The sequence below is a fragment of the Mesorhizobium sp. 113-3-3 genome (assembly GCF_016756495.1).
Classification (GTDB): Bacteria; Pseudomonadota; Alphaproteobacteria; order Rhizobiales; family Rhizobiaceae; genus Mesorhizobium.
Map to the genome: position 1 here is coordinate 2,799,938 of NZ_AP023243.1, position 22,682 is coordinate 2,822,619.

The following is a 22,682-nucleotide window of genomic DNA, read 5'->3' on the forward strand; positions in this document are numbered from 1 at the left end:
GCGGGCGAAGCCTCACTGCTCACTCCGCCAGCAGCGCCAGCTCCTCCGGCGTCAAATGCCGCGCCGTGCCCTTGGCGAGGTCGCCCAGGGGCAGCCGGCCGATGGCGATGCGGATGAGGCGCTTGACCTCGATGCCGTGCGCGGCGAGCAGGCGGCGGATGTGGCGGTTGCGCCCCTCGTCGAGCACGATCTCCAGCCAGGCGGTGCGGCCGCCGCTGCGCAAAAGCGCGATCGAATTGGCCGTCAGGGTCTCGCCGTCGACACTGACGCCCGCGCGCAATGTCTTGAGCATCGCTTCGTCAGGCACCGTGCCGACCTGGACATGATAGGTTTTGGGCAGATGCGAGGCCGGGTCCATCAGCCGGTTGGCGAAATGCGTGTCGTTGGTCATCAGCAGCAAGCCTTCGCTCGCCTTGTCGAGGCGGCCGACCGGCGAGACGAAGGGCAGGTCGAGCCCTTCCAGGCAGGCATAGACGGTGTCGCGCTGCTGCGGGTCGTCGCGGGTGGTGACCAGCCCGCGCGGCTTGTTGAGCATGACATAGACCTTGCGCTCGGCAACGACTTGCTCGCCATCGACGACGATGCGGTCGCGGTTCAGGTCGACGCGAAGTGCTGCATCGCGCACCACCTTGCCGCCGACGCGCACGCGCCCCTCGGCGATCAGCACCTCGGCCTGCGTGCGCGAGCACAGGCCGAGTTTCGAAAGCGCGCGGTTGAGGCTGACGCCGGGCGGCCTGGCTGTGAGCGATGTCGGTCGTGCTGCCATTCTGTCTGGGTCGCTGCGTTGTATCGGACAGATGGCATGGGAGACGCGGGAATCGCAAGCGTCCGGCGGTCGCGGTGGCCTTGTCCTGGATCAAGAGAGCGATTGCGTCGCCGGGCTAAGTTGCGTGCGGTGCCCGTCGACAAGGGGCATTTTCGATCCGTTTCAAGAGAAGGTTTGAAGCAGCATGGTTCCCATTCAGCATATCCACCCGATCTTCGTGCATTTTCCAATCGTGATCATCTTGACCGTGACGCTGGTCGACATCGTCGGATTCTGGCGGCGTCATGACATGACCGTGCGCAGCGGCGCGGGCACAATCTCGACCGGCCTGGCCGTGGCCGCCGGGCTGTTTGCCGTGGCAACCTGGTATCTTGGCGGGCTGGCGCTCGATTTCGCCGAATCGGGCGGCTTCAGCAGCCCGGTGGCGGAAACGCATGAGGGGCTGGGCGGCGCCACCGCGCTGGCGTTCCTCATCTGGGGTGCCGTAAGGCTGGGCCTCTGGCTGCGCAATCGCGGCATCGGCTCGATGGCCGTCGCCATCCCGGCGATCGAAATCGCCGGTTCCGTGCTGGTCACGATCACCGCCTACTATGGTGGCATCCTGGTGTACGATCTCGGTGTCAATGTCGCCAAGGTCGCGGTCGGCGGGTGATGGCATAGGCGGTCGAGCAGTTGGCCGGCCGCCTACACCGCGGTCCCGACCAGCGCGCCGATGCCTGCGGTGAGCGCCATGGCGAAGGCGCCCCAGAAGGTCACCCGCAACGTTGCGCGAGGGATGTTGGCGCCGCCCGCCCTGGCGCCGATGGCGCCCAGCAGGGCAAGGAAAAGCAGGGACGCGAGCGAGACCGCCAGCACCAGCATGGAGGCCGGCGACACCAGCACCATGAGCAACGGCATTGCCGCGCCCACGCTGAAGGTCGCCGCCGAGGTCAGCGCCGCCTGGATCGGCCGCGCCGTGGTCATTTCCGAAATGCCGAGTTCGTCATGGGCATGCGCGGCCAGCGCATCCTTGGCCATGAGCTGGTCGGCGACCTGGCGGGCCAGCTCCGTCTCCAGCCCGCGCTTGACGTAGATCTGCGCCAACTCTTCGCGCTCGAATTCGGGCTGGGTCTTCAGTTCCTGGCGTTCGCGGGCAAGGTCGGCATTCTCGGTGTCCGACTGCGAACTGACCGAGACGTATTCGCCGGCCGCCATCGACATGGCGCCTGCCACCAGGCCGGCTATTCCGGCGACCAGAACCTGAGAAGCCGGCGCGGCGGCCGACGCCACGCCGACGATCAGGCTCGCGGTCGAGACGATGCCGTCATTGGCCCCCAGGACGGCGGCGCGCAACCAGCCGATGCGCGACACCTGGTGGTTTTCGACATGCAGGCGGCTCATGCTTTTCTCCTGATCTTGCCTTCGAGTTTCGTGGCGGCGGCGATTGTATTGGAAATCGTGCCGTACTTGCGGACGTTCTTGTGCAGCAGGTCCAGCCGCTGGTCGGTTTCATCGGTGTCGACGACAAGCTCGTAGTCGATGGAGGCAATCCCCGGCGGGCTGTCGCGCCGAACGGCATGCAATGCGACCCTGACGCCGCGCAGTTTGAAACCGAGCATCGGGGTGACGCGCTCGATGCCCTTGATCATGCAGGCGGCGATCGCCGCCAGAAGCAGTTCGGCTGGATTGAAGGCATCGGTCCGGCCCTCGAGGCTGGTGTCGAGAACGAGTGCGGCGTTCTTGGCCGTGGCCATGCTGCCTCGCGCATCGGTGCGCCTTGCTTCAACGCTGTATTCGAACATGGTGCCGCCTGCCTTGCCGCCCGCGCTGCGGGTGCCGTTCAGGCGTTTCTAGCCTCTTTTCAGCAACGCGGTTTGATCCAGGTCAGAATCCGGTCGTGCTGGCTCCGTTCACGTGCGCAGCACCCGGTAGATCGCGGGGATGACCAGCACCGTCAGCAGCGTCGAGGAGGCCAGGCCGAACAGCAGCGAGATCGCCAGCCCCTGGAAGATCGGATCGGTCAGGATCACCGCCGCGCCGATCATGGCGGCAAGTGCGGTCAGCAGGATCGGCTTGAATCGGATCGCGCCGGCCTCGATCAGGACCTCGGGCAATTGCCTGTCGGGCGACGCCGCGTGGCGGATGAAATCGACCAGCAGGATCGAATTGCGCACGATGATGCCGGCCAGCGCGATGAAGCCGATCATCGAGGTGGCGGTGAACGGCGCGCCGAACAGCCAGTGCCCGCCGAGGATGCCGATGAAAGTCAGCGGGATCGGCGTCAGGATCACCAGCGGCACCTTGAACGAGCCGAACTGGGCGACCACCAGGATGTAGATGCCGAGCAGCGCGACGCCGAAGGCCGCCCCCATGTCGCGGAAGGTCACCCAGGTAACTTCCCATTCGCCGTCCCACAAAAGCGTCGGCCGGCTTTCATCCTCCGGCTGGCCATGCAGCGAGATCGCGGGCTTCTGCAGGCCGGTCCAGTCCTGCGCGTCGATGGCCTTGCTGACGGCGAGCATGCCGTAGAGCGGCGCCTCGAAGCTGCCGGCAAGCTCGGCCGTCACCATTTCGGCTGCGCGGCCATTGTGCCTGAACACCGGGAACGAAGCGCGCTCCGGCGTCACCCGCACGACATCGCCGAGTTCGACGACGCCGCGGTCGCCGGGCAGGACATTGGCCGGAATCGGCGTGGTCAGGAAGCGCTCGTCGAGCGTCCTTTCGCCCTTCCGCCGCTCGATTCGGATCGGGATAGGCTGGCGGCCGCCGCCGCGATGCGAATAGCCGACGGTCTTCCCGCCATTGAGGATGGCGAGCGTGTCGAAGACGTCGCTCTCCTCGACATGGAAGAACTCCACATCGTCGGTGGAAATGGTGGCGCGCAACCGGCGTGCCGGCTGTCCCCAGGAATTGTCGACATCGACGATGAAGGGCACGGAGCGGAACGCCGCCTCGATCCTGGCGGCGACCTTGCGGCGGGTCTCGCCGTCGGGTCCGTAGATTTCGGCCAGCAGCGTTGACATCACCGGCGGGCCGGGCGGCGGCTCGACCACCTTCAGGCTGGTGCCTTGCGGTACGGGGATCGTGGCGATGCGCTGGCGGATGTCGAGCGCGATCTCGTGGCTGGAGCGGGCACGGTCCGCCTTCGGCAGCAGGTTGAGCGCCACGTCTCCCTGCTGCGGCTCGGTGCGCAGGACGGCATGGCGGACGAGGCCGTTGAAATTGAAGGGCGCCGCCGTTGCGGCGTGTGTCTGGACCGATCGAACCTCCTTCAGCTCGAGAACTTTGGCGGCGACGGCCTGCGCCACCGCATCGGTCGCCTCGACGGAAGACCCTTCCGGCAGGTCGATGGTCACCGACAATTCGTACTTGTTGTCGAAGGGCAGGAGCTTGACCGTGACATGCTCGGTGTAGAACAGCGCAAGCGAGCCCAGGGTCAGCACGCCGACGATGAGCAGGAAGGCCCAGCTCGCCTTCTTCGAGGCCAGAATCGGCCGGGCGACGGCGGTGTAGGCGCGACCGAGCGGGCCGCCATTGCCATGATCCTGATGGGCATGCACCGGCGTCCGTCCGGCAAGTCTAAGCATCAGCCACGGCGTCACCATCACCGCGACGAAGAAGGAGAAGATCATCGCCGCCGAGGCATTGGCCGGAATCGGGCTCATATAGGGGCCCATCATTCCCGACACGAACAGCATCGGCAGCAGTGCGGCGACCACGGTCAAGGTGGCGACGATGGTCGGGTTGCCGACCTCTGCCACCGCCTCGATTGCCGCCTGCCGGCGATCGCGGCCGCCGCCCATGGCCCAGTGTCGCGAGATGTTCTCGATCACCACGATGGCATCGTCGACGAGAATGCCTATGGAAAAGATCAGCGCGAACAGCGAGACGCGGTTCAGCGTGTAGCCCATGACGCGCGAGGCAAACAGCGTGAGCAGGATGGTCACCGGGATGACGACGGCCACGACCATCGCTTCGCGGCGGCCGATGGCGACCCAGACCAGCACGATGATCGAGATCGTCGCCAGGCCGAGATGGTAGAGGAGCTCATTGGCCTTGTCGTTGGCGGTCTCGCCGTAATTGCGCGTCACGTCGGTGGCGATATCGTTGGGGATCAATCCGCCCTGCAGCAGGGCGACCCGGTGCAGGATGTCGTCGGCGACGGCGACCGCGTTCGATCCGGCGCGCTTGGCAATGGCCAGCGTGACCGATGGCACGCGCTCGACGCCAACGCCGGCTCTGGTGACCGTGGACACCAGCGCATCACCGGTGTCGGTGGCGAAGGCGACGTCGGCGACGTCGCGGACATAGACGGGGCGGTTGTCGCGCGAGGTCAGGAGCAGGTTGCCGATCTGGTCGGGCGAGGCCAGCGTTTCGCCGGCGACGATGTCGATCTGCTCGCCCTTGTCGCGCACGCGTCCGGCGGGAAAGGCCTTGTTGGCGCCCGACACCTTGGCGGCGAGTTGCTGCAGCGTGACGCCGTAAAGGGCGAGCTTTTCCGGGTTCGGGTTGACGCGGATGATCTCTCCGGTGTCGCCGACCAGATAGGTCAGGCCGACATTGTCGATCTTGGCGATCTCGGTGCGCAGTTCGCGCGCGATGCGGGTGAGGTCGTTGGCCGTCATGCGCGCGGCTGTCTCCGGCTTCGGCGACAGCGTCAGCGTGACGATGGCGACGTCGTCGATGCCGCGGCCGACTATCAGCGGCTCGGGCACGCCGACGGGGATGCGGTCCATGTTGGCGCGCACCTTGTCGTGGACGCGCAGCACGGCAGCGTCCGACGAGGTGCCGACGACGAAGCGGGCGGTGACCATCACCTGGTCGTCGCGCGTCTGCGAATAGACATGCTCGACGCCGTCGATGCCCTTGACGATCGTCTCCAGCGGTTCGGTGATCAGCTTGACGGCGTCGTCGGCCTTCAGTCCGTCGGCGCGCACGAAGATGTCGACCATCGGCACCGAGATCTGCGGCTCTTCCTCGCGCGGCAGCGTGAGCAGCGCCACCAGCCCGAAGGCGAAGGCGGCGACCAGGAACAACGGCGTCAGCGGCGAGGCGATGAAGGCCCGCGTCAGTTCGCCGGCAATACCGAACGAGGCGGGACCTTTCATGGCGTGACCACGACATCGCCGGCCGCGAGGCCTGTCAGGATCTCGACATGGTCACCGTCGGCGCGCTTGGTGCGCTCGCCGGTGACCACCGCGCGATCGGCCTGTGCGCCGCCGGCGGCGACGCGCACGAAATCGATCCCTGAACGGGTCGCGATCGCCGACGCCGGCACCAGCAGCGCGGAGCGCTCGGCGACCGGCAGTTCGACCAGGACACGGGCATCGATGAAATTGGTATCGAGATTGCCGACCTCGACGTCGGCGATGACGCGGCCATTGTCGATCTGCGGATAGATCTTGGCGAGGCGGCCGGCGGCCTCCTTGCCGCCGGCATTGATGCGGATGGCGGCTCCCTCTCTCAGGGAGGCCGCGTACCGTTCCGGAACGGCCAGCCGCAGGAACACCCCGCCGCCGCCAATGGTGACCACAACCTCACCGGCCATGATGACCGCGCCCCGCGTCACCGGCACGGTCAGCACGCGGCCGTCGCCGGGAGCAAAGACATCGCCCTCGGCGCCCTGCTGCACGATCACCGAACGCTGCGCCTCCGTCGCGGCAAGCTGGCTTCGCGCGACGTCGACCTCGGTACGCAGCTGGTCAAGACGCTGCGCGGTCATGACACCCTTGTCGACCAGCATCTGGCCGCGCGCGAGTTCGGATTGCGCGGTGTCCAGCTGTGCCTGCAGCGCGCGCAACTGGGCGTCCAGCGCGGCGACCTGAAAGGCGATCTTGTCGTCCTGGACGGTGGCGATCTTTTGCCCCGCCTTGACCAGTTCGCCCTCGGTGACGGCCAGGTCGACGATCAGGCCGCCGATGCGGGCGCGCGCCGGAACGGTGTCGCGCGCCTCGACACGGCCATAGACCGCTTTCCACTCGGTCACCGTCGTCGGCGCCAGTGTCAGCGTGCCGGCAAGCGCCGGAGAGGCCGCGAGCAACGCGGCGAACAAGAGAGGCATGCGCATGCGGGTCTTCCTTAGAACGCGCATCCCGGCTTGACGCCGAGCTTGCGGAAGACCATCGCCGCCGGGCAAAAGCCGGTGAACGCCGACTGCAGCATATTGAGCCCGACGAAGACCGTCAGCCAGACAAACAGCGGCGAGACAAGGGCGGTGAGTACGACGGACAGCAGCACCATGATACCGGCGAAAGCGAGAACGGAACGGTCGAGGGACATCGTCATCTCCATTTGTATATGATCATATTTAAATATATGCACATTATCGTTGGCCGCAAGAGACGGCGACAGATTTGCCGCCGGCGATTGCGGGATCTTCGTTCCCGCCAAACTCCGACCGCAAAAAGCCCAGCCACGGCGGCTTGCTCCGGTCAGGCTCCCGGGACATCCGCTGGCGCCTCGACCTTGATCTGCTTGAGCTTATCGATGCCCAGAGCCTGCAGCGCGAGGCGCTCGTAGAAGGGCTCCGACTTGCCGGCCCTTATCTTGTGCAGGAAATACTTCTCGAAGCCGACCTTGGCGGTGTGTACCCATTTGCCGGAGGACGACCAGTTGACGTTGCGCGGCGGGATCTGCGGTTGCGCCACGAAGGCGACGCCGGAATCGCCGAAATCGGCGAGGCAGACCGCATTCCACGTGCCCTGGGCGTCAGGCTGCTTGCCCTCCACCAGCCGGCCGATGTTACGCGCCGTCGCCGTCACCATGGATTCGATCATGAAGCCGGTCTTGGGCACGCCAACGGGGACCGGTGTCTTGCCGATCGGCGGGATGGCCACGCAGACGCCGACCGCGAATATTTCGGGGAACGCCGGGTTGCGCTGGTGCTTGTCGACAAGGATGAAGCCGCGCGGATTGGTGAGCCCCTCGATGCCGCGCACCGCCGCCACGCCACGGAAAGCTGGCAGCATCATGGCGTAGGCATGCGGCAATTCATGCGCCTGCCTGACCGACCCGTCGTCGGCGATTTCCTGGACGAACATCTTGCCGGGCTCGACCTTGTCGACCTTGGCGTTGCAGATCCACTTGATGTGATGCTGGCGCATCTCGCTCTCGAGCAGACCCTTGGTGTCTCCGACGCCGTCGAGGCCGAGATGGCCGATATAGGGTTCGGAGGTGACGAAGGTCATGGGCACGCGGTCGCGCACCCTGGCGTCGCGCAACGCCTTGTCGAGGATGAAGGTGAATTCGTAAGCCGGCCCGAAGCAGGACGCGCCCTGGACCGCGCCGATGACGACCGGGCCTGGCTTGGCGACGAGCGCGTCGAAGGCGGTCCTAGCCTTGAGCGCATGATCGATGTGGCAGACGGACTGAGTGTTGTGCTCCGGTCCGAGGCCCTCGATCTCGTCGAAGGCGAGTTCGGGACCGGTGGCGATGACCAGATAGTCGTAGGAGACAGATGAGCCGTCGTTGAGTTCCACCGTGCGCTCGACCGGGTGGACGCGCCTGGCTCCCTGCGGATGAAAACCGATCTTGCGCCGTGCCAGCACCGGAGCAAGGTCGATTTCGACCGCTTGCCTGTCGCGCCAGCCAACGGCGAACCAAGGGTTGGACGGCACGAATGAATAATGGCTGCCATTGTTGACGACGGAAACCTGGTGTTCCCCGGCCAGTCCGTCGCGAAGCTCCTAGGCCATGATGGTGCCTCCCAGCCCGGCACCCAGGACGACTATATGCGCCATGCTGTCCCTCCATTGCGGCGTCGCTTTGGCGCAACGCCGACACTGCTGATCCCATGCGGGATTGGCTGATTTTGCGCCATTGTGGCGGGCTGCGACTTGATGCTGATCAAACGACGTTGACGGAGCGAAGCACCGGTTTCGATCCATCGACTTGACAGGCAGTCGTGCCAGAATGGTATTTATTTGTAACTCTTAATATGATAATGTGTTCATATGCGTAATATAAAGATAGCCGAACTGGACAAGCAGGCGCGCGAAGCGTCCGAACTGCTCGCCGCGATGGCGAATGAAAAACGGCTGATGATCCTGTGCCATCTGCTGGACGGCGAGACGAGCGTGAACGAACTGGCCGAACTGGTTGCGATGAACCAGTCGGCGCTGTCGCAGCAGCTTTCAAAGTTGCGCGCGCTCAAGCTCGTGGACACGAGGCGCGACGCCCAGCAGGTCTACTACCGGTTGGCATCGGTGGAGGTAGAGCGAATCCTGCACACGCTTTACGGCATCTATTGCGATCCGCAGACGCGGATCGCCAGGGGCGGCAGCCGGTAGTCTGTCGACCGACGGCAGGAATGCCTTATGCCGCTTGCTCGGCTTCACTGCCGATGCCGTTCAGCACGGCGAGCGCGTCGGCGGGCAGTTCCAGTTCGGCCGCCGCCAGGTTTTCGCGGAGATGACCGACCGAGGAGGTGCCGGGGATCAGCAGGATGTTGGGCGCGCGGCGCAACAGCCAGGCGAGCGCCACCTGCATCGGGGTCGCGCCGAGTTTCCTGGCGACATTGGCCAGCGTGTCCGACTGCAGCGGCGTGAAGCCGCCGAGCGGGAAGAACGGCACATAGGGGATGCCGTCGGCCGCAAGCGCATCGATCAGCGCGTCGTCGTCGCGATGCGCGATGTTGTACTGGTTCTGCACGCAGACGATCTCGGTGATGCTGCGTCCCTGGGCGATCTGGGTCGATGTGACGTTGCTTATGCCGATATGGCGGATGAGGCCCTGGCGCTGCAATTCGGCAAGCGTGTTCAACTGCGGCTCGAGCGATCCTTCGGCGGGGCCGTGGATGCCGTGCATGGAGCGCAGGTTCACCACCTCGATCACATCAAGCCCAAGATTGCGCAGATTGTCGTGCACGGCCTGCGTCAACTCCTGCGGTGACATGGCGGGAAGCCAGGATGCATCCGCGCCGCGCCGGGCGCTGACCTTGGTGACGATGGTGAGGTTGGCGGGGTAGGGGTGCAACGCCTCGCGGATGATCTGGTTGGTGACGTGCGGTCCATAGAAATCCGATGTGTCGATGTGGTCGACGCCGCTGGCGATCGCCTCGCGCAGCACGGCAAGTGCGGCGTCGCGATCCTTCGGCGGGCCGAAGACGCCGGGTCCTGCCAGTTGCATGGCGCCGTAGCCGAGGCGCTTCACGATGCGGTCGCCGAGTTTGAAGGTTCCGGCCTTGCTGATGTCGGTCATGGTCTCATCTCCTTTGGATCAGCCCAAGATAGACAAAGCGTGCCTGCGCGATAATATGGTGCAATCGGCACAGGCTGTGCGGAAAGGCGAACAATGGCTACGGATCTAGGCGACCTCCAGGCGTTCATGGCGGTGGTGCGCGCCGGCGGCTTTCGCGAGGCGGCCCGCGTGGGCAGCGTCAGCGCCTCCAGCCTCTCCGAGACGGTGCGGCGGCTGGAGACCGGGCTCGGCGTGCGGCTGCTCAACCGCACGACGCGCAGCGTCGCCCCCACCGAGGCCGGCGCGCGCCTGCTGGAGCGGCTCGGCCCGGCGCTCGGCGAGGTCGAAGCGGCGCTCGACGTGGTCAACGGCTTTCGCGGCCAGCCTGCCGGCACGCTGCGGCTCAACGTGCCGGTCGTGGCGGCGAAACTGGTGCTGCCGCGGCTGTTGCCGCCTTTCCTCGCTGCCTATCCCGACATTCGCGTGGAGGTCACCGCCGAGGACAGTTTCGTCGACATATTGGCGAGCGGCTGCGATGCCGGCATCCGCTATGAAGAGCGGCTGGAGCAGGACATGATCGCCGTGCCGATCGGCCCGCGCCGCCAGCATTACGCCACTGCCGCCGCGCCGGCCTATCTCGACCGGCGCGGCCGGCCCGAGCATCCGCGCGACCTGCTGCATCACGCCTGCCTGCGCGGCCGCTTCGCCAGCGGCCTGACGCCGCCCTGGGAATTCGAACGCGACGGCGAGGTGGTGAGCGTCGAACCGACCGGCCCGCTTCTGGTCAGCACCGGCACGGCCATGGCGCTGGCGCTCGAAGTGGCGGTCGCCGGCGGCGGCATCGTCTCGCTGTTCGAGGACTGGCTGCGCCCCTATTTCGACGATGGCCGGCTGGAGCCGGTGCTGCAACCCTGGTGGCAGGAATTTTCCGGCCCGTTCCTCTACTATCCCGGCCGGCGGCTCACACCAGCGCCGCTCAGGGCGTTCATAGATTTTGTCGCTGGGATGCGCTGGGGCTGAGAACTGGACGAATTGCAGCGAACGGCCTCAAGCACGAGAGCGAAGGCAGGTGAGGGCTGGCGGCGGCTGGGATATTTCAGAGATCGACCTTTGCATTGTCGCCCACATGCGGTTTGGAGCCGGTGACAGCCGCAAACACCATCTTTGCAGTTGCCACGATCAGTCCTGGGCTGTCCCACAGCTCGCCTTCGTCCGGCGTGACCGTTATCAGACGAATTTCTGGATCCTCGGCGTTGTCCCACCATGCCGCGTCCGTCTTCTCCCACAACTCGGTGATCTTTGCTCTGTCGTTTGTCACCGCCGCAGTGCCAGAGATGGTGACGTATTTGTAATGGCTGCTGTCACTCCAAGCCAAGGTCACCTTCGGATAGGTCGATAGTTGCTTGTTCTTGGCGCTGTCGTCGTTCACGAGAAAGTAGATCGCGTTTTCTCCACGGAACACACGAGCAGAGAGCGGCCGGGCTCGATTGTATTCGCCGTCCCACGTCACAAACATGCAGATGTCGATTTCCTTGGCGAGCTCCCAGATGCGATCGGTCGCCTCGGCTGGACTTAGATCCGTCTGTTGCTCTTGACGCTTGGCCATAAACTGTCCTCCCGGGATTGGATTGCGCTGGTACAACTCGCGTCCGGCCGCGACGTTCCCTGGGGCCGAGAAATGCTTGATACGCGGCAGGAAGCCTTCTGGACCGGTGTGAACGGCACGGGTAATCCCTGACGCGAGCGCCCAAATGCCGGGTCGAAACTGATTCAACGGGCGCGCTTAAGCGTCTGTTCTTATGCTGGAATTTATGTCGTCGCGCAAAGCTGCAGCCCGTTGATGCCGATCCGGCAGGGAAACCATGTCCGAACAATCCAAACCCGGTCCGTAACGGTTTGTTTCCTCGCTCGGCGTATCCACGGGAGGCCGCGTCGCGCATGGCCGACGCACAATGGACGCATGAAGCATGGGTTCGCCCTGGTCCGAATTGCTGGCCAATCTCGCGGTCGTTGCGATGTTCGTTTCGGCCTGGATCCACACGCATGTGTGGCTGGATCGCTGGCCGGCGGCGGTAAAGGCCGTGGCCTTCGGCCTGCTGATGGGCGCCGGCGCCATCATCCTGATGCTGACTCCCATGCAGCTGCAGCCGGGCGTGCTGGTCGATCTCAGAGCGACGATGATTGCCATTGCCGGCTTCTTCGGCGGCCCGGTCGCCGGTATCGTCGCAGGCGTCATGGCCGGTGCTTTCCGGACTTTCGAGGGCGGCATCGGCGCCTTCGCCGGAGCGGTCGGGATCGCGGCCACCATGCTGGTCGGCATCGCCGGCAATCTTGCGCTCAGGGGCCGGCGGCCCACCATGGCCGACATCATGATCCTGGGTGCCGCGACCGCGTGCGGATCGCTGCTTGGGCTGAGCGTCCTGCCGCGCTCGGTCGTGCAGACGGTCCTGCCGCAGGTGGTGTTCCCCTCCACCCTCCTCATCTTCGTCTCCGTGGCGATGTCGGGGCTGGCGCTCTACCAGGAGCGGCGGCGCCTGGAGGCGCTGCAGTCGAGGCGCATCTTCAAGGCCGTGGTCGAAACCTTGCCCGACTGCCTGAACGTCAAGGATCGCGACGGACGGTTCATCGCCGCCAATCCGGCGACCGCCGAATTGATGCAAGCGGCCAACGCGAAGGCGCTGATCGGCAAGACGGATTTCGATTTCTACCCCAGCGAAACGGCTAAGGAATTCCGCGAGGACGAGCTGGCCGTGCTGGCATCGGGCGTCGCCTCCACCATCGAGCAGCATCTTCATCACGAAGACGGCACCGACGCCTGGCTGGCGACGCTGAAGGCGCCGTTTCGCGATAAGGCCGGTGCCGTCATCGGCCTGATCACGCACAATCGCGACATCACCCAACGCAAGCAGCTGGAGACCGAGCTGGCGGAAAGCCAGGCCAGGCTCGGAGACGCGCTGACGCATATGGCCGACGGCCTGGTGATGTTCGACCCGGACGGCAGGCTGATGCTGTGCAACGCCCAGTACCGCACCATGTTTCCGAAGACGGCCGATTTGAGGGTGCCGGGTGCCGATTATCGCGACATTCTGCGTGCGTCGGTGGCGCGCGGTGAAAGCGTCACGCCGCCCGACGCGGTCGAGGGGTGGATCGCCGAGATCATGGCCATGCAGACATTGTCCAGCCACCGCCAGGTCCGGCTCGCCGACGGGCGCTGGCTCGACGTGCGGACCCGGCCGACCGGCGATGGCGGCAGCCTGAGCGTGTTTTCCGACATCACCGAGGCCAAGCACGTCGAAGCCGAACTGCTGGCCGCCAACGAAAAGCTGAACCTTCTGGCGCATCGCGACGGGCTGACCGAACTGTTGACGCGGCGCGCCTTCGACGACGCGCTGGCGCGCGAATTCGCGCGTGGCCGGCGCAACATGACGCCGCTCAGCCTGCTCATCATCGATGTCGACTGGTTCAAGCGCTTCAACGATCATTACGGCCATCCGGCGGGCGACGAATGCCTGCGCGCCGTCAGCGGCTGCATCGAGGCAACGGCACGGCGGCCGGCCGACGCGGCGGCGCGCTATGGCGGCGAGGAGTTCGCGCTCGTGCTGCCCGAGACCGAGGCGCGGGGCGCCTTCGTCATCGCCGAAACGCTCAGGAGCAAGGTGCGCGACCTCCGGCTTGCGCATGCCGGCAGCGAAAAGGGCATCGTCACTGTCAGCATCGGGGTCGGCACTTTCGACGGGAGTGCCGACATCGAGATCGCCGATCTCTTACGGCGCGCCGACGAGGCCCTCTATGGCGCCAAGGCCGCCGGGCGGGACCGCGTGCATGGCTGGCGCCCGCATCTGAGCGAACCACGCCCGACGGGTTCTTGGCGCAAAGCGTAAGCCCTGGCTGTCACAGCCTTGTCATGATCGGCTGGCATTAATCCATAAATCTGGATAGATGGATTGATGGACAAGACAACAGCATTGCTGGCGCTCGCCGCACTCGGCCAGGAAACCAGGCTGGAGGTGTTCCGGCTGCTGGTGCGGGCCGGGGCCGAAGGTGTGCCGGCGGGCGAGATCGCGACAAGGCTCGGCACCGTGCAGAACACCATGTCGGCGCATCTGAAGATCCTCGGTCAGGCGGGCCTGGTGCATGCCGAGCGCGAAGGGCGCAGCGTGCGCTATACGGCCGACATGACCGGGTTCCGCGATCTGCTGGCCTATCTGATGGAGGATTGCTGCAATGGCGCGCCGGAGCTTTGCCAGCCGATCCTCCAGGCGGTGACCTGTAAATGTTGAGGTGGGCGCCATGACCGATCGCGATCTGCCCAAGACTGGCTGAGCCAAGGAAATCATCATGTCAGATCACGTTCTGAATGCCGGCGAGACGGCACAGCCGACTATCGGTTTCGTCGAGAAGTACCTGACGGTATGGGTGGCGCTGTGCATCGTCGCCGGTGTTGCCCTTGGCCATTTGCTGCCTGGCGTGTTCGGCGCCATCGCCTCCGCGGAGGTCGCCAACGTCAATATCCCCGTTGCCGTGCTGATCTGGCTGATGATCGTGCCCATGCTGCTGCGTGTCGATTTCGCTTCGCTGGCCAGTGTCGGCACCTATTGGCGCGGGATCGGGGTCACTCTCTTCATCAACTGGGCGGTGAAGCCGTTTTCCATGGCGCTGTTGGGCTGGTTGTTCGTCGGCTGGCTGTTCCGGCCCTGGTTGCCCGCCGCGCAAATCGATTCCTACATAGCCGGGCTGATCATTCTCGCGGCGGCCCCGTGCACCGCCATGGTGTTCGTCTGGTCCAACCTTACGCGCGGCGAGCCGAACTTTACGCTGTCGCAGGTTGCGCTCAACGATGCGATCATGATTGTCGCCTTTGCGCCCATCGTCGGCCTGCTGCTCGGGCTGTCGGCGATCACGGTGCCATGGGCTACGCTTGTGCTGTCGGTTGCCCTCTACATCGTCCTGCCGGTGCTGGTTGCTCAACTGGTTCGCTGGCGGCTGCTGGCGACTGGGCAGCACGCGCTGGATGCGCTGTTGGCCGCGTTGCAGCCCTTGTCGCTGATTGCCCTGCTGGCAACCCTGGTGCTCCTGTTCGGCTTTCAGGGCGAGCAGATCATCGCTCAGCCGCTGGTGATCGCGCTGCTTGCGGTGCCGATCCTGATCCAGGTCTATTTCAACTCCGGTCTTGCCTATCTGCTCAACCGAATCTCCGGCGAGCGGCATTGCGTGGCCGGACCATCGGCCTTGATCGGTGCATCCAACTTCTTCGAACTGGCGGTCGCAGCCGCGATCGCGCTTTTCGGGCTGAATTCCGGCGCGGCACTGGCAACCGTTGTCGGCGTGCTGATCGAGGTTCCAGTCATGCTTTCAGTCGTGTGGATCGTGAACCGAAGCAGAGGCTGGTACGAACAGGGGGCGGCCGTCCGCAACACCGCTTCTCGCGAAAGGACCGCGCCATGACCATCACCATCTATCACAACCCTGCCTGCGGCACGTCGCGCAACACGCTGGCGATCATCCGCCAGTCCGGCGAGGAGCCGCAGGTGATCGAATATCTGAAGACGCCGCCGTCGCGCGAAAAGCTCGTCGAACTGATCGAGGCGATGGGTATGACGCCGCGCGCGCTGCTGCGCGAGAAGGGCACGCCCTATGCGGAACTCGGCCTCGGCGACCCCAAATGGAGCGACGACGAGATCCTCGACTTCATGCTGGCGCATCCGATCCTGATCAACCGGCCGATCGTGGTGAGCCCGCTCGGCGCAGTCCTGGCCCGGCCGTCCGAAGCGGTGCTCGATATCCTGCCCAATCCGGACATCGGCCCGTTCACCAAGGAGGACGGCGAGGTCGTCATCGATGCCGACGGCAAACGCGTGGTTTGAGAGCTATTTCGAAAAATATCGAAATAGGACTTGACGGTTCCCGCCGCTGGCCGCATGCTATTTCCATGAAACTCGAACAAGCAGCCAAACAGCTGGAAGCGCTCGGCAATCCGACGCGGCTGAACCTCTATCGTATCCTGGTGCGGGCCGGCGAGGCGGGCCGGCCGGTCGGCTTCCTGCAGGAGAGCCTCGGCATCGCCGCCTCGACGCTGTCGCACCATCTGCACCGCCTGATCCTGACCGGGCTGGTCAGCCAGGAGCGGCAGGCGACGACGCTGATCTGCCGCGCCAACTATCCCATGATGAACGATCTCATCGGCTTCCTGGCCGATGAATGCTGCGCCGATGCGGCCTGCAACCCGGCAGCGGGTGACGCGGCCGCCTGATTTTTTTTGCCTGTTATTTCGATAATACCGGAAGGATAGAAGCTATGGACAAGCAAAATGATCTGCCTATCGCCGTCATCGGCGCCGGCCCGGTTGGCCTCGCGGCCGCCGTTCATCTCATGGCGCGGGGCCTGCCGGTGAAGCTCTATGAAGCCGGCGATGGTGTCGCGGCCAATCTGCGGGATTGGGGCCATGTGCGGGTGTTCACGCCCTGGCGCTATTGCGTCGATGGGGCGGCCCGCAAGCTGCTCGAAAGCCATGGCTGGCGGATGCCGGACGGGGAAGCCTTTCCGACCGCCGACGAACTCGTCGCGCGCTATCTCGAGCCGCTCGCCAGCCAACTCGCGCCGGCGATCGAAACCGAGGCGCGTGTCGTTGCCATATCGCGCTGGGGCGCCGACAAGGTGCGCGGCAGCGAGCGCGCGGCACGGCCGTTCATGCTCGTGGTCGAAACCGCCGATGGCATCCGGCGCGACAGGGCGCGGGCGGTCATCGACGCCTCGGGGACTTGGCGCACGCCCAATCCGCTCGGCGCCGGCGGCATCGCGGCGGAGGGCGAGGCGAAGTTCGCCGACCGCATCGCCTATGGCATCCCCGACATTCTCGGCCGCGACCGCGTGCTTTATGCCGGCCGCACGACGCTGGTCGCGGGTTCCGGCCATTCGGCGGCCAACGCCTTGCTCGACCTTGCCCGGCTGGCGGATGAAGCGCCCGGCACGGCCTTCATCTGGGCGGTGCGCGGAACCGATCTCGTTCGCATCTATGGCGGCGGCGACGCCGACCAATTGCCGGCGCGCGGCGAACTCGGCGCCGATGTGCGCGACCTCGCCGAAAGCGGCCGCGTCCAACTGGTGACGGGCTTTGCGACGCTTGCCATCCGCGAGCACAACGGCCGGCTGGTCGTCGAGGGGCAAAGCGGGGAGGGCTTGGCTCGACTCGGTCCGGTCGACCGCATCATCGCCGCGACCGGGCAGCGCCCGGACCTGTCGCTGACCCGCGAGCTCAGGCTCGATCTCGATCCATGGCTGGAAGGCGTCAAGGCGCTGGGGCCGCTCATCGATCCCAACGAGCATTCATGCGGCGACGTGCCGCCGCACGGCCACCGCGAACTCAGCCATCCGGAGCCCGGCTTCTACACGGTCGGCATCAAGAGCTATGGCCGTGCGCCGACCTTCCTGCTGTTGACCGGCTACGAGCAGGTCCGCTCAGTCGCGGCGGCGATCGCCGGCGACATGGCGGCGGCCGACGCGGTGCAATTGGTGCTACCCGAAACCGGCGTCTGCACGGTGCCGGCGGGCCGCGCTTCGCAGGGCTGTTGCGGCGGGCCGGCGCCGGCCGAGGTCGATGCCTGCTGCGTGGCGGATGTCGATGCCAAGGCCGCCGGCAAAGGCGGCTGCGGTTGCGCGGGCAAGATGGAAGCCGCCGAGTGACCGAGGGCAAGATCCCCGCTTCCGCCATCTGGGCGCTGGGCGCCACGCAGATCATCGGCTACGGCACGCTGTATTACAGCTACAGCATCCTGGCGCCGGCGGTGGCGGCGGAACTCGCCTGGTCGCAGAAATGGGTGTTCGCGGTGCTGTCGGTGTCGCTGCTGGCAAGCGCTGTCCTGGCGCCGTTCGCGGGCAGCCTGGCGGACCGGGTCGGGGCAGGGCGCCTGATGGTGCCGGGATCGCTGGCGGCGGCGAGCGCGCTGCTGTTGTGCGCGCTGGCGCCTGGACGCGCCGGCTTTGCGCTCGGCGTGCTGGCCATGGAGCTCGCCTCCTGCTTCGTGCTCTACAGCACGGCCTTCGTCGCCATCGTGCAGCTCGGCGGCGCGCGCCGCGGCATCACCCATCTCACCTTGATCGCCGGCTTCGCCTCGACGCTGTTCTGGCCCTTGACGACGCTGCTGCATCATCACCTCGGCTGGCGCGAGGTGCTCATTCTCTTTGCCGCGCTCAATGCTTTTGTCTGCCTGCCGATCCATTGGTGGCTGGCCCGGCTTTCCAGCCATGCCGGCAAGGCACGGGAGAGGATTGTCCCGGTGACACCAGGCCTGTCGGGGCCGGCGCCCGGCGGGCGAGGGTCGCTCCTGTTCGTCCTGGTGCTGGCCGGCTTTGCCATTGAGGGCTTCATGCTTTCGGCTGTTCTCGTGCAGATGGTGCCGCTGCTCACCCTGGTCGGTCTCGGCGGCGCCTCGGTGCTGGTCGCCAGCCTGTTTGGCCCTTCGCAAGTGGCGAGCCGGCTGGTCAACATGCTGTTCGGCCGGGGCCTGTCGCAGACAGCGCTGGCGCTCGGCGCGACCGCGGCCCTCGCCGGCGGCCTTGCGGTGCTGCTCGTGGTGGCGCCCTCCGTCCCCGGCGCCATGCTGTTCGCCGTGCTTTTCGGCTTCGGCTCGGGCCTGATGAGCATTGTCGGCGGCACGCTGCCGCTCGAATTGTTCGGCCGGGAACGCTACGGCTCCTATGTCGGCTGGATCACGGCGGCGCGCCAGTTCAGTTCCGCCTTCGCCCCGTTCGGCCTCACTTTGACGATCGCAGGCCTCGGCGTCTTCCCGGCCCTGTGGCTCAACGTCGTGGTCGGCCTGTTCGGCATCGCGGCCTTCGCCGCCGTCGCGCTGATCAGCCGGAAATCGCGTAGGGGTGAGGAGAGCGGCACGGTCGCGGTCGCGCCGGACGCGGCTGGATTTACTGCATCGCCAGATTACATTTCAGGTGCTCGCCTGAAAACGCTGAACTGAAAGGACTGCGAGGAGCCCCATGGTGTCAGATGCAGATGGTCGAGTGTGCGAACGAGGGCAAAGCCGGATCCAAGGACTTGGGCGAGGGTGCTTGCATCGTATCGTTGAACCGGCAAACCGCTGCATTTCTCCGGTCCGTCGAGCGCGAAAGTCGCGATAATCGCGTAGCCATTCGGTGCGAGTGCCCGCCTGAGTGTGAAGAGGTAAGCGTCACGGTCCGCTTTTTCGACCATGAAATGAAAGGCAGCCCTGTCATGCCAGACATCGTAAAGTCGTCTCGGCGACCAAGCACGAATGTCAGCCACGATCCACTCGATTTGGCGGCCTGCCCCAGCCCGTCGACCACGAGCCGCCGCGATCGCCGCCGCGGAGAGGTCCAGGACAGTGACGTCCTCGAAGTGTTGTTCCCCAAGATTATCCACCAGTCGAGAGGCGCCGCCTCCTACGTCAACGACGGCCGAACTGGGATGGGCAATTTCCTTGATCAACGAAAGAGAGGGTTCGGGACTATCTTGGAACCAACTGACGCCGTCCTCCCGTTTCGCTTCGTATGTCGCGTTCCAGTGCAACCGCGATGCCTCTTTCTCCATCGGACCCGGCCTCACTTTTGATGACATCCTTCAGCATATCAGTCGCCCTGGCCGGCCGTGATCAATTTGTGGAAGCACGATTATTCTGACCGGCAAGGATCGATCTGGCAGGCGCTGTTCCCGCCAAGGCACAGATTTCTGCCAGCTGAGATTGCGCGGAAGTGCCAACCGACATTGCGCTACACTTTTTCCCGGCATTCGCGGAAAATGCAGGGATGAACGATCCCGCCGCGCCGATCGTCAAGTCCATCGCCATCGCAACCGCGCCGGCCAAAGTCTGGCGCGTGCTGACGACGCCCGCGATGATCCCGCAATGGATGTCCGACGAAGAGCTGACCGTCAGCCTGGAAGGGCATGCCGGCGGCGCGATCGTGATACGCGGGATGCTGCACGGCATGGCATTCGAGAACCATGGTACTATCAGGGCCTTCGAGCCGGAGAAGAGCTTCGCCTACAGTTACTGGAGCACGCTGTCGGCCTCGCGCCTTGCGGATGCGCCGGAGAACCACACGCTGGTCAGCTTTGCTCTCGCGCCGGCGGATGGAGGAACGCTGCTGACGCTGACGCTGAGCGACTTCGCCGAACCGGCGATCCGCCCACATGCCAATCTCTACTGGGGGCCGACCCTGCAGATCCTGAAGGCGGTGTGCGAGCGAACTTGACGAAGGCGCTGCGCAGCGAGCCCAGCCTTTACCCCTTTGGACGCCGGGCCAGGGCGCGGATGCGGTCGGCGACCTCGCTGTCGACAGGGTTGTAGACGGTCAGGTTCAGATCCGGCCGGCCGTCGACCGCGAAGGACGAATATTCCAGCTCGATGTCACCCAGTTCCGGGTGCTTCAGGCGCTTTGTGCCGTCGCCATGGGCGAGCACGTCGTTCTCCTGCCACAGCGTGGCGAACTCGGCGCTGCCTCCGCACAGTTCGTCGACCAACTGGGTGACCTCGGAGACCGCGCCGGCACGCGCCGCATCGGCCCGAAAAGCGCCGACCACGAAACGGGCAAGGTTTTCCCAATCGTGCTGCTTGGCGCGGATGTGGGGCGTGAGGAACATGAAGCGCAGGATGTTGCGCCGGCCGGCGGGGATGGTGCCGTAGTCGGTCAACACGATCTCGGCGGCGCGGTTCCAGGCGACGACGTCCCAGGTGGCGGTCTTGACCAGGGCTGGGCTGGCCTCGAGCGTGTCGATGAGGCGCTGCAGCCGGGGGCTGACGCCCTCGTCGCCCCGGTAGCGCACCTCGGGCGGGCGGCCGAGCCCCAGCATGAAGAGATGTTCGCGCTCGGCCTCGGTCAAAAGCAGCCCCTTGGCGATGCGGTTCAGCACGTCGGCCGAGGGCGCGCCGCCACGGCCCTGTTCCAGCCATGTGTACCAAGTCGGGCTGATGTTGGCGCGCTGGGCGACCTCTTCGCGGCGCAGCCCCGGCGTCCGTCGGCGCCCGGAAAAGCCGAACGAGGCGGGATCGAGCCGGGTACGCCGGTCTTTCAGGAAGGCTGCGAGCGAACCGGGGGTGGGCATCCTGTTAGCCATTATACCATGATAAGATCACTACTTTAATGGAATAATAGACCGTCGATATTACGCAGGCAACCGCAGGAGATTTGCATGCGTATCTTTCTCACCGGCGCCACCGGCTTCATCGGCTCGGCCATCGTTCCCGAACTCATCCAGGCCGGCCATCAGGTGATCGGCGTCACTCGCTCCGACGCCGGCGCCGCCGCACTCGCCGCCGCGGGCGCCGAGGTGCATCGCGGAACCCTCGAGGATCCGACAAGCCTGCGCGACGGCGCGGCGAAGGCGGACGCCGTGATCCACACCGCGTTCGATCATGATTTTTCGCGCTTCGCCGAGAACTGCGAAAAGGACAAGCGTGTCATCGCGGCGCTCGGTGAGGCGCTCGCGGGATCCGACCGACCGCTGGCCATCACGTCGGGCGTCGGCATGGGCAGCCCCGGACACGGCGAGCTGGCAGTCGAGGATGTCTTCAACGCCAGCCATCCAAATCCACGCATCGCCTCGGAACTCGCCGGCAACGCCTTGCTGGCGGCCGGCATCAACGTGTCTGTCGTGCGCCTGCCGCAGGTCCACAATCCGGTCAAGCAGGGGCTCATCACGCCGCTCATCGAGATCGCGCGTGAAAAAGGTGTCTCGGCCTATGTCGGCGAAGGCAGCAATCGCTATTCGGCGGGGCATCTTCTCGACGCCGCGCGGCTCTACCGGCTCGCCGTGGAAAAGCGCCAGCCGGGCGCGCGCTATCACGCGGTCGGCGAGGAAGGCGTCGAGGTGCGCGAAATCGCGGAAGCGCTTGGCCGGGGCCTGAACTTGCCCGTCGTCTCGATTGCGCTGGAAAAGGCGGCGGAGCATTTCGGCTGGATGGGAATGTTCGCCCCCATGGACCTGCCGGCCTCCAGCGCACTGACCCAGGCACGGCTCGGCTGGCACCCGACCGGCCCGACGCTGATCGCCGATCTGGATGCGATGCGGTATTGAGGCGCCGCGCCCTCAGCCAGGGCTGACGGCGTAGCGCAAGTGGATGAGGCCATGCGCCAGCGTTTCGCAGCTTGTCAGCGACAGTTGCATCTTGCCGGCGAGGCCGCTTTCGCCGAACTCGACAAAGCCCTGGTTTGCCGCCCGCGCATCGAGCGCGGGCGCGACGAGCAGGCTGAGCTCGTCGACAAGCCCTGCCGCGAAGAAGGAGCCGTTGATGCCGGCGCCGCCTTCGAGCAGCAGCCGACGGATACCGAGTTCGCGGCCGAGCACGTCGAGCATGGCGGCGAGATCGATCTCGGCCGTCTCAGACACGATGTAGGACACGCCGTCGGCGGCGAGTTCGGCCAGATGGCTGTCGGCAACGTCCCGCCCAAGCAGCACCACGACATGGTCGCCGCCGACATCAGGCTTGGCGAAGTGGAGCTTGCCCGAGGCATCGAGCGCCACGGCATAGGTGCCGGCATCGCGTTGGGCGAAATGGTGCGGCCGCTCGACCTTGCCAGCATTGGCCGGCGGGTGTGCGCCGGCCTTGCTCATCTCGGCCATGGTGACACGGCCGACGATCCAGGCGTCGCCGTCGAGGTCGCCGTGGATCTTTTCATAAAGGCCCGACCATGCCGGCACGCCGCCATCGGGGCTCGCCGTGTAGCGGCTCGGATGAAGGCTGCCATCGAGCGAGGCGAGCATATGGCAGATGATGTGCGGCTTCATGGTTTC

At 65.6% G+C, this 22,682-nt stretch carries 23 protein-coding genes and 1 pseudogene; 12 read left to right on the forward strand and 12 right to left on the reverse strand.

Annotated elements, in window-relative coordinates:
* Nucleotides 1-19 precede the first annotated feature (19 nt).
* The gene (locus JG746_RS13610) at nt 20-766 is read right to left on the reverse strand and encodes a pseudouridine synthase (protein ID WP_202358589.1); all 747 of its coding nucleotides are present in this window, start codon (nt 764-766) and stop codon (nt 20-22) included.
* Between the two features lie 184 nt (nt 767-950).
* Here JG746_RS13610 and JG746_RS13615 point away from each other — a divergent pair, with 184 nt between their 5' ends.
* Complete coding sequence (locus JG746_RS13615) at nt 951-1,418, forward strand: DUF2231 domain-containing protein (protein WP_202358590.1); 468 nt, start codon at nt 951-953, stop codon at nt 1,416-1,418.
* Nucleotides 1,419-1,450: 32 nt separating this feature from the next.
* Here the strand turns inward: JG746_RS13615 and JG746_RS13620 are convergent, their stop codons facing one another.
* From JG746_RS13620 to JG746_RS13645, 6 genes and pseudogenes are all read right to left on the reverse strand, one after another.
* Nucleotides 1,451-2,146: a VIT1/CCC1 transporter family protein gene (locus tag JG746_RS13620; RefSeq protein ID WP_202358591.1), complete on the reverse strand. Its 696-nt coding sequence runs from the start codon at nt 2,144-2,146 to the stop codon at nt 1,451-1,453.
* Nucleotides 2,143-2,547 (reverse strand): OsmC family protein, encoded by a 405-nt coding sequence (locus JG746_RS13625; protein ID WP_202358592.1) that lies wholly within the window; start codon nt 2,545-2,547, stop codon nt 2,143-2,145. Before JG746_RS13625 ends, JG746_RS13620 begins: the two co-directional genes overlap by 4 nt.
* A 108-nt stretch (nt 2,548-2,655) precedes the next feature.
* Nucleotides 2,656-5,853 carry an efflux RND transporter permease subunit gene (locus JG746_RS13630; RefSeq protein ID WP_202358593.1) on the reverse strand — a complete coding sequence of 1,066 codons (3,198 nt, stop codon included), beginning with the start codon at nt 5,851-5,853 and terminating at the stop codon, nt 2,656-2,658.
* Entirely contained in the window at nt 5,850-6,812 is a 963-nt protein-coding gene (locus JG746_RS13635; RefSeq protein ID WP_244730784.1) for an efflux RND transporter periplasmic adaptor subunit, read from the reverse strand. The genes JG746_RS13630 and JG746_RS13635 overlap by 4 nt, the downstream gene beginning before the upstream one ends.
* A gap of 11 nt (nt 6,813-6,823) precedes the next feature.
* Nucleotides 6,824-7,024: a YgaP family membrane protein gene (locus JG746_RS13640; RefSeq protein ID WP_202358595.1), complete on the reverse strand. Its 201-nt coding sequence runs from the start codon at nt 7,022-7,024 to the stop codon at nt 6,824-6,826.
* A gap of 152 nt (nt 7,025-7,176) precedes the next feature.
* A pseudogene (locus JG746_RS13645) lies at nt 7,177-8,484 on the reverse strand (NAD(P)/FAD-dependent oxidoreductase).
* 213 nt (nt 8,485-8,697) lie between these two features.
* Here JG746_RS13645 and JG746_RS13650 point away from each other — a divergent pair.
* Nucleotides 8,698-9,033: an ArsR/SmtB family transcription factor gene (locus JG746_RS13650; protein WP_202358596.1), complete on the forward strand. Its 336-nt coding sequence runs from the start codon at nt 8,698-8,700 to the stop codon at nt 9,031-9,033.
* A 25-nt stretch (nt 9,034-9,058) separates the two neighbouring features.
* Here the strand turns inward: JG746_RS13650 and JG746_RS13655 are convergent, their stop codons facing one another.
* On the reverse strand, nt 9,059-9,943 hold the full coding sequence (locus JG746_RS13655; RefSeq protein WP_202358597.1) for an aldo/keto reductase family oxidoreductase: 885 nt from the start codon (nt 9,941-9,943) through the stop codon (nt 9,059-9,061).
* 93 nt (nt 9,944-10,036) lie between these two features.
* Between JG746_RS13655 and JG746_RS13660 the strand changes: the two genes are divergently transcribed.
* Complete coding sequence (locus JG746_RS13660; RefSeq protein ID WP_202358598.1) at nt 10,037-10,942, forward strand: LysR family transcriptional regulator; 906 nt, start codon at nt 10,037-10,039, stop codon at nt 10,940-10,942.
* Nucleotides 10,943-11,018: 76 nt separating this feature from the next.
* On the opposite strand, the gene JG746_RS13665 is transcribed toward JG746_RS13660, so the two are convergent.
* Nucleotides 11,019-11,696: a pyridoxamine 5'-phosphate oxidase family protein gene (locus JG746_RS13665; protein ID WP_244730787.1), complete on the reverse strand. Its 678-nt coding sequence runs from the start codon at nt 11,694-11,696 to the stop codon at nt 11,019-11,021.
* A gap of 193 nt (nt 11,697-11,889) precedes the next feature.
* Between JG746_RS13665 and JG746_RS13670 the strand changes: the two genes are divergently transcribed.
* The 7 genes from JG746_RS13670 to arsK all read left to right on the forward strand — a co-directional run bounded on the left by JG746_RS13670 (nt 11,890) and on the right by arsK (nt 18,891).
* A complete protein-coding gene (locus tag JG746_RS13670; protein WP_202358599.1) occupies nt 11,890-13,803 on the forward strand; it encodes a diguanylate cyclase in 1,914 nt (637 codons plus the stop codon).
* A 66-nt stretch (nt 13,804-13,869) separates the two neighbouring features.
* Nucleotides 13,870-14,202, forward strand: coding sequence for an ArsR/SmtB family transcription factor (locus JG746_RS13675; protein WP_202358600.1), 333 nt, complete (start codon nt 13,870-13,872; stop codon nt 14,200-14,202).
* 58 nt (nt 14,203-14,260) lie between these two features.
* Nucleotides 14,261-15,367, forward strand: coding sequence for an ACR3 family arsenite efflux transporter (arsB, locus tag JG746_RS13680; RefSeq protein WP_446721197.1), 1,107 nt, complete (start codon nt 14,261-14,263; stop codon nt 15,365-15,367).
* Nucleotides 15,364-15,786 (forward strand): arsenate reductase (glutaredoxin), encoded by a 423-nt coding sequence (gene arsC, locus JG746_RS13685; protein WP_202358601.1) that lies wholly within the window; start codon nt 15,364-15,366, stop codon nt 15,784-15,786. Before arsB ends, arsC begins: the two co-directional genes overlap by 4 nt.
* A gap of 65 nt (nt 15,787-15,851) precedes the next feature.
* Entirely contained in the window at nt 15,852-16,172 is a 321-nt protein-coding gene (locus tag JG746_RS13690; RefSeq protein WP_010910714.1) for an ArsR/SmtB family transcription factor, read from the forward strand.
* Nucleotides 16,173-16,216: 44 nt separating this feature from the next.
* A complete protein-coding gene (locus JG746_RS13695) occupies nt 16,217-17,602 on the forward strand; it encodes an NAD(P)-binding protein (RefSeq protein WP_202358602.1) in 1,386 nt (461 codons plus the stop codon).
* Nucleotides 17,599-18,891 carry an arsenite efflux MFS transporter ArsK gene (arsK, locus tag JG746_RS13700; RefSeq protein WP_202358603.1) on the forward strand — a complete coding sequence of 431 codons (1,293 nt, stop codon included), beginning with the start codon at nt 17,599-17,601 and terminating at the stop codon, nt 18,889-18,891. The genes JG746_RS13695 and arsK overlap by 4 nt, the downstream gene beginning before the upstream one ends.
* Here arsK and JG746_RS13705 read toward each other — a convergent pair.
* Entirely contained in the window at nt 18,855-19,481 is a 627-nt protein-coding gene (locus JG746_RS13705; RefSeq protein WP_202358604.1) for a class I SAM-dependent methyltransferase, read from the reverse strand. The two genes, arsK and JG746_RS13705, sit on opposite strands and share 37 nt — an antisense overlap.
* A 215-nt stretch (nt 19,482-19,696) precedes the next feature.
* On the opposite strand from JG746_RS13705, the gene JG746_RS13710 reads away from it, so the two are divergent.
* Nucleotides 19,697-20,143: an SRPBCC family protein gene (locus JG746_RS13710; protein ID WP_202358605.1), complete on the forward strand. Its 447-nt coding sequence runs from the start codon at nt 19,697-19,699 to the stop codon at nt 20,141-20,143.
* A 28-nt stretch (nt 20,144-20,171) separates the two neighbouring features.
* Here the strand turns inward: JG746_RS13710 and JG746_RS13715 are convergent, their stop codons facing one another.
* The gene (locus JG746_RS13715) at nt 20,172-21,005 is read right to left on the reverse strand and encodes a helix-turn-helix transcriptional regulator (protein WP_202358606.1); all 834 of its coding nucleotides are present in this window, start codon (nt 21,003-21,005) and stop codon (nt 20,172-20,174) included.
* A gap of 75 nt (nt 21,006-21,080) precedes the next feature.
* Between JG746_RS13715 and JG746_RS13720 the strand changes: the two genes are divergently transcribed.
* The gene (locus JG746_RS13720; protein ID WP_202358607.1) at nt 21,081-21,965 is read left to right on the forward strand and encodes an SDR family oxidoreductase; all 885 of its coding nucleotides are present in this window, start codon (nt 21,081-21,083) and stop codon (nt 21,963-21,965) included.
* Nucleotides 21,966-21,977: 12 nt separating this feature from the next.
* On the opposite strand, the gene JG746_RS13725 is transcribed toward JG746_RS13720, so the two are convergent.
* Nucleotides 21,978-22,676, reverse strand: a complete 699-nt coding sequence (locus tag JG746_RS13725; RefSeq protein WP_202358608.1) for a RibD family protein — start codon at nt 22,674-22,676, stop codon at nt 21,978-21,980.
* Nucleotides 22,677-22,682: the final 6 nt, after the last annotated feature.

What these genes read in the sequence shown, in the direction of transcription:
- arsB (WP_446721197.1), top strand. Translation starts at nt 14,261, where the DNA reads ATGTCAGATCACGTTCTGAATGCCGGCGAGACGGCACAGCCGACTATC.
- JG746_RS13705 (WP_202358604.1), bottom strand. Translation starts at nt 19,481, where the DNA reads ATGGAGAAAGAGGCATCGCGGTTGCACTGGAACGCGACATACGAAGCG.
- arsC (WP_202358601.1), top strand. Translation starts at nt 15,364, where the DNA reads ATGACCATCACCATCTATCACAACCCTGCCTGCGGCACGTCGCGCAAC.
- JG746_RS13650 (WP_202358596.1), top strand. Translation starts at nt 8,698, where the DNA reads ATGCGTAATATAAAGATAGCCGAACTGGACAAGCAGGCGCGCGAAGCG.
- JG746_RS13670 (WP_202358599.1), top strand. Translation starts at nt 11,890, where the DNA reads ATGGGTTCGCCCTGGTCCGAATTGCTGGCCAATCTCGCGGTCGTTGCG.
- JG746_RS13725 (WP_202358608.1), bottom strand. Translation starts at nt 22,676, where the DNA reads ATGAAGCCGCACATCATCTGCCATATGCTCGCCTCGCTCGATGGCAGC.
- JG746_RS13610 (WP_202358589.1), bottom strand. Translation starts at nt 766, where the DNA reads ATGGCAGCACGACCGACATCGCTCACAGCCAGGCCGCCCGGCGTCAGC.
- JG746_RS13630 (WP_202358593.1), bottom strand. Translation starts at nt 5,853, where the DNA reads ATGAAAGGTCCCGCCTCGTTCGGTATTGCCGGCGAACTGACGCGGGCC.
- JG746_RS13690 (WP_010910714.1), top strand. Translation starts at nt 15,852, where the DNA reads ATGAAACTCGAACAAGCAGCCAAACAGCTGGAAGCGCTCGGCAATCCG.
- JG746_RS13695 (WP_202358602.1), top strand. Translation starts at nt 16,217, where the DNA reads ATGGACAAGCAAAATGATCTGCCTATCGCCGTCATCGGCGCCGGCCCG.
- JG746_RS13620 (WP_202358591.1), bottom strand. Translation starts at nt 2,146, where the DNA reads ATGAGCCGCCTGCATGTCGAAAACCACCAGGTGTCGCGCATCGGCTGG.
- JG746_RS13615 (WP_202358590.1), top strand. Translation starts at nt 951, where the DNA reads ATGGTTCCCATTCAGCATATCCACCCGATCTTCGTGCATTTTCCAATC.
- JG746_RS13710 (WP_202358605.1), top strand. Translation starts at nt 19,697, where the DNA reads ATGAACGATCCCGCCGCGCCGATCGTCAAGTCCATCGCCATCGCAACC.
- JG746_RS13675 (WP_202358600.1), top strand. Translation starts at nt 13,870, where the DNA reads ATGGACAAGACAACAGCATTGCTGGCGCTCGCCGCACTCGGCCAGGAA.
- JG746_RS13660 (WP_202358598.1), top strand. Translation starts at nt 10,037, where the DNA reads ATGGCTACGGATCTAGGCGACCTCCAGGCGTTCATGGCGGTGGTGCGC.
- JG746_RS13635 (WP_244730784.1), bottom strand. Translation starts at nt 6,812, where the DNA reads ATGCGCATGCCTCTCTTGTTCGCCGCGTTGCTCGCGGCCTCTCCGGCG.
- JG746_RS13715 (WP_202358606.1), bottom strand. Translation starts at nt 21,005, where the DNA reads ATGGCTAACAGGATGCCCACCCCCGGTTCGCTCGCAGCCTTCCTGAAA.
- JG746_RS13655 (WP_202358597.1), bottom strand. Translation starts at nt 9,943, where the DNA reads ATGACCGACATCAGCAAGGCCGGAACCTTCAAACTCGGCGACCGCATC.
- JG746_RS13640 (WP_202358595.1), bottom strand. Translation starts at nt 7,024, where the DNA reads ATGTCCCTCGACCGTTCCGTTCTCGCTTTCGCCGGTATCATGGTGCTG.
- JG746_RS13720 (WP_202358607.1), top strand. Translation starts at nt 21,081, where the DNA reads ATGCGTATCTTTCTCACCGGCGCCACCGGCTTCATCGGCTCGGCCATC.
- JG746_RS13625 (WP_202358592.1), bottom strand. Translation starts at nt 2,547, where the DNA reads ATGTTCGAATACAGCGTTGAAGCAAGGCGCACCGATGCGCGAGGCAGC.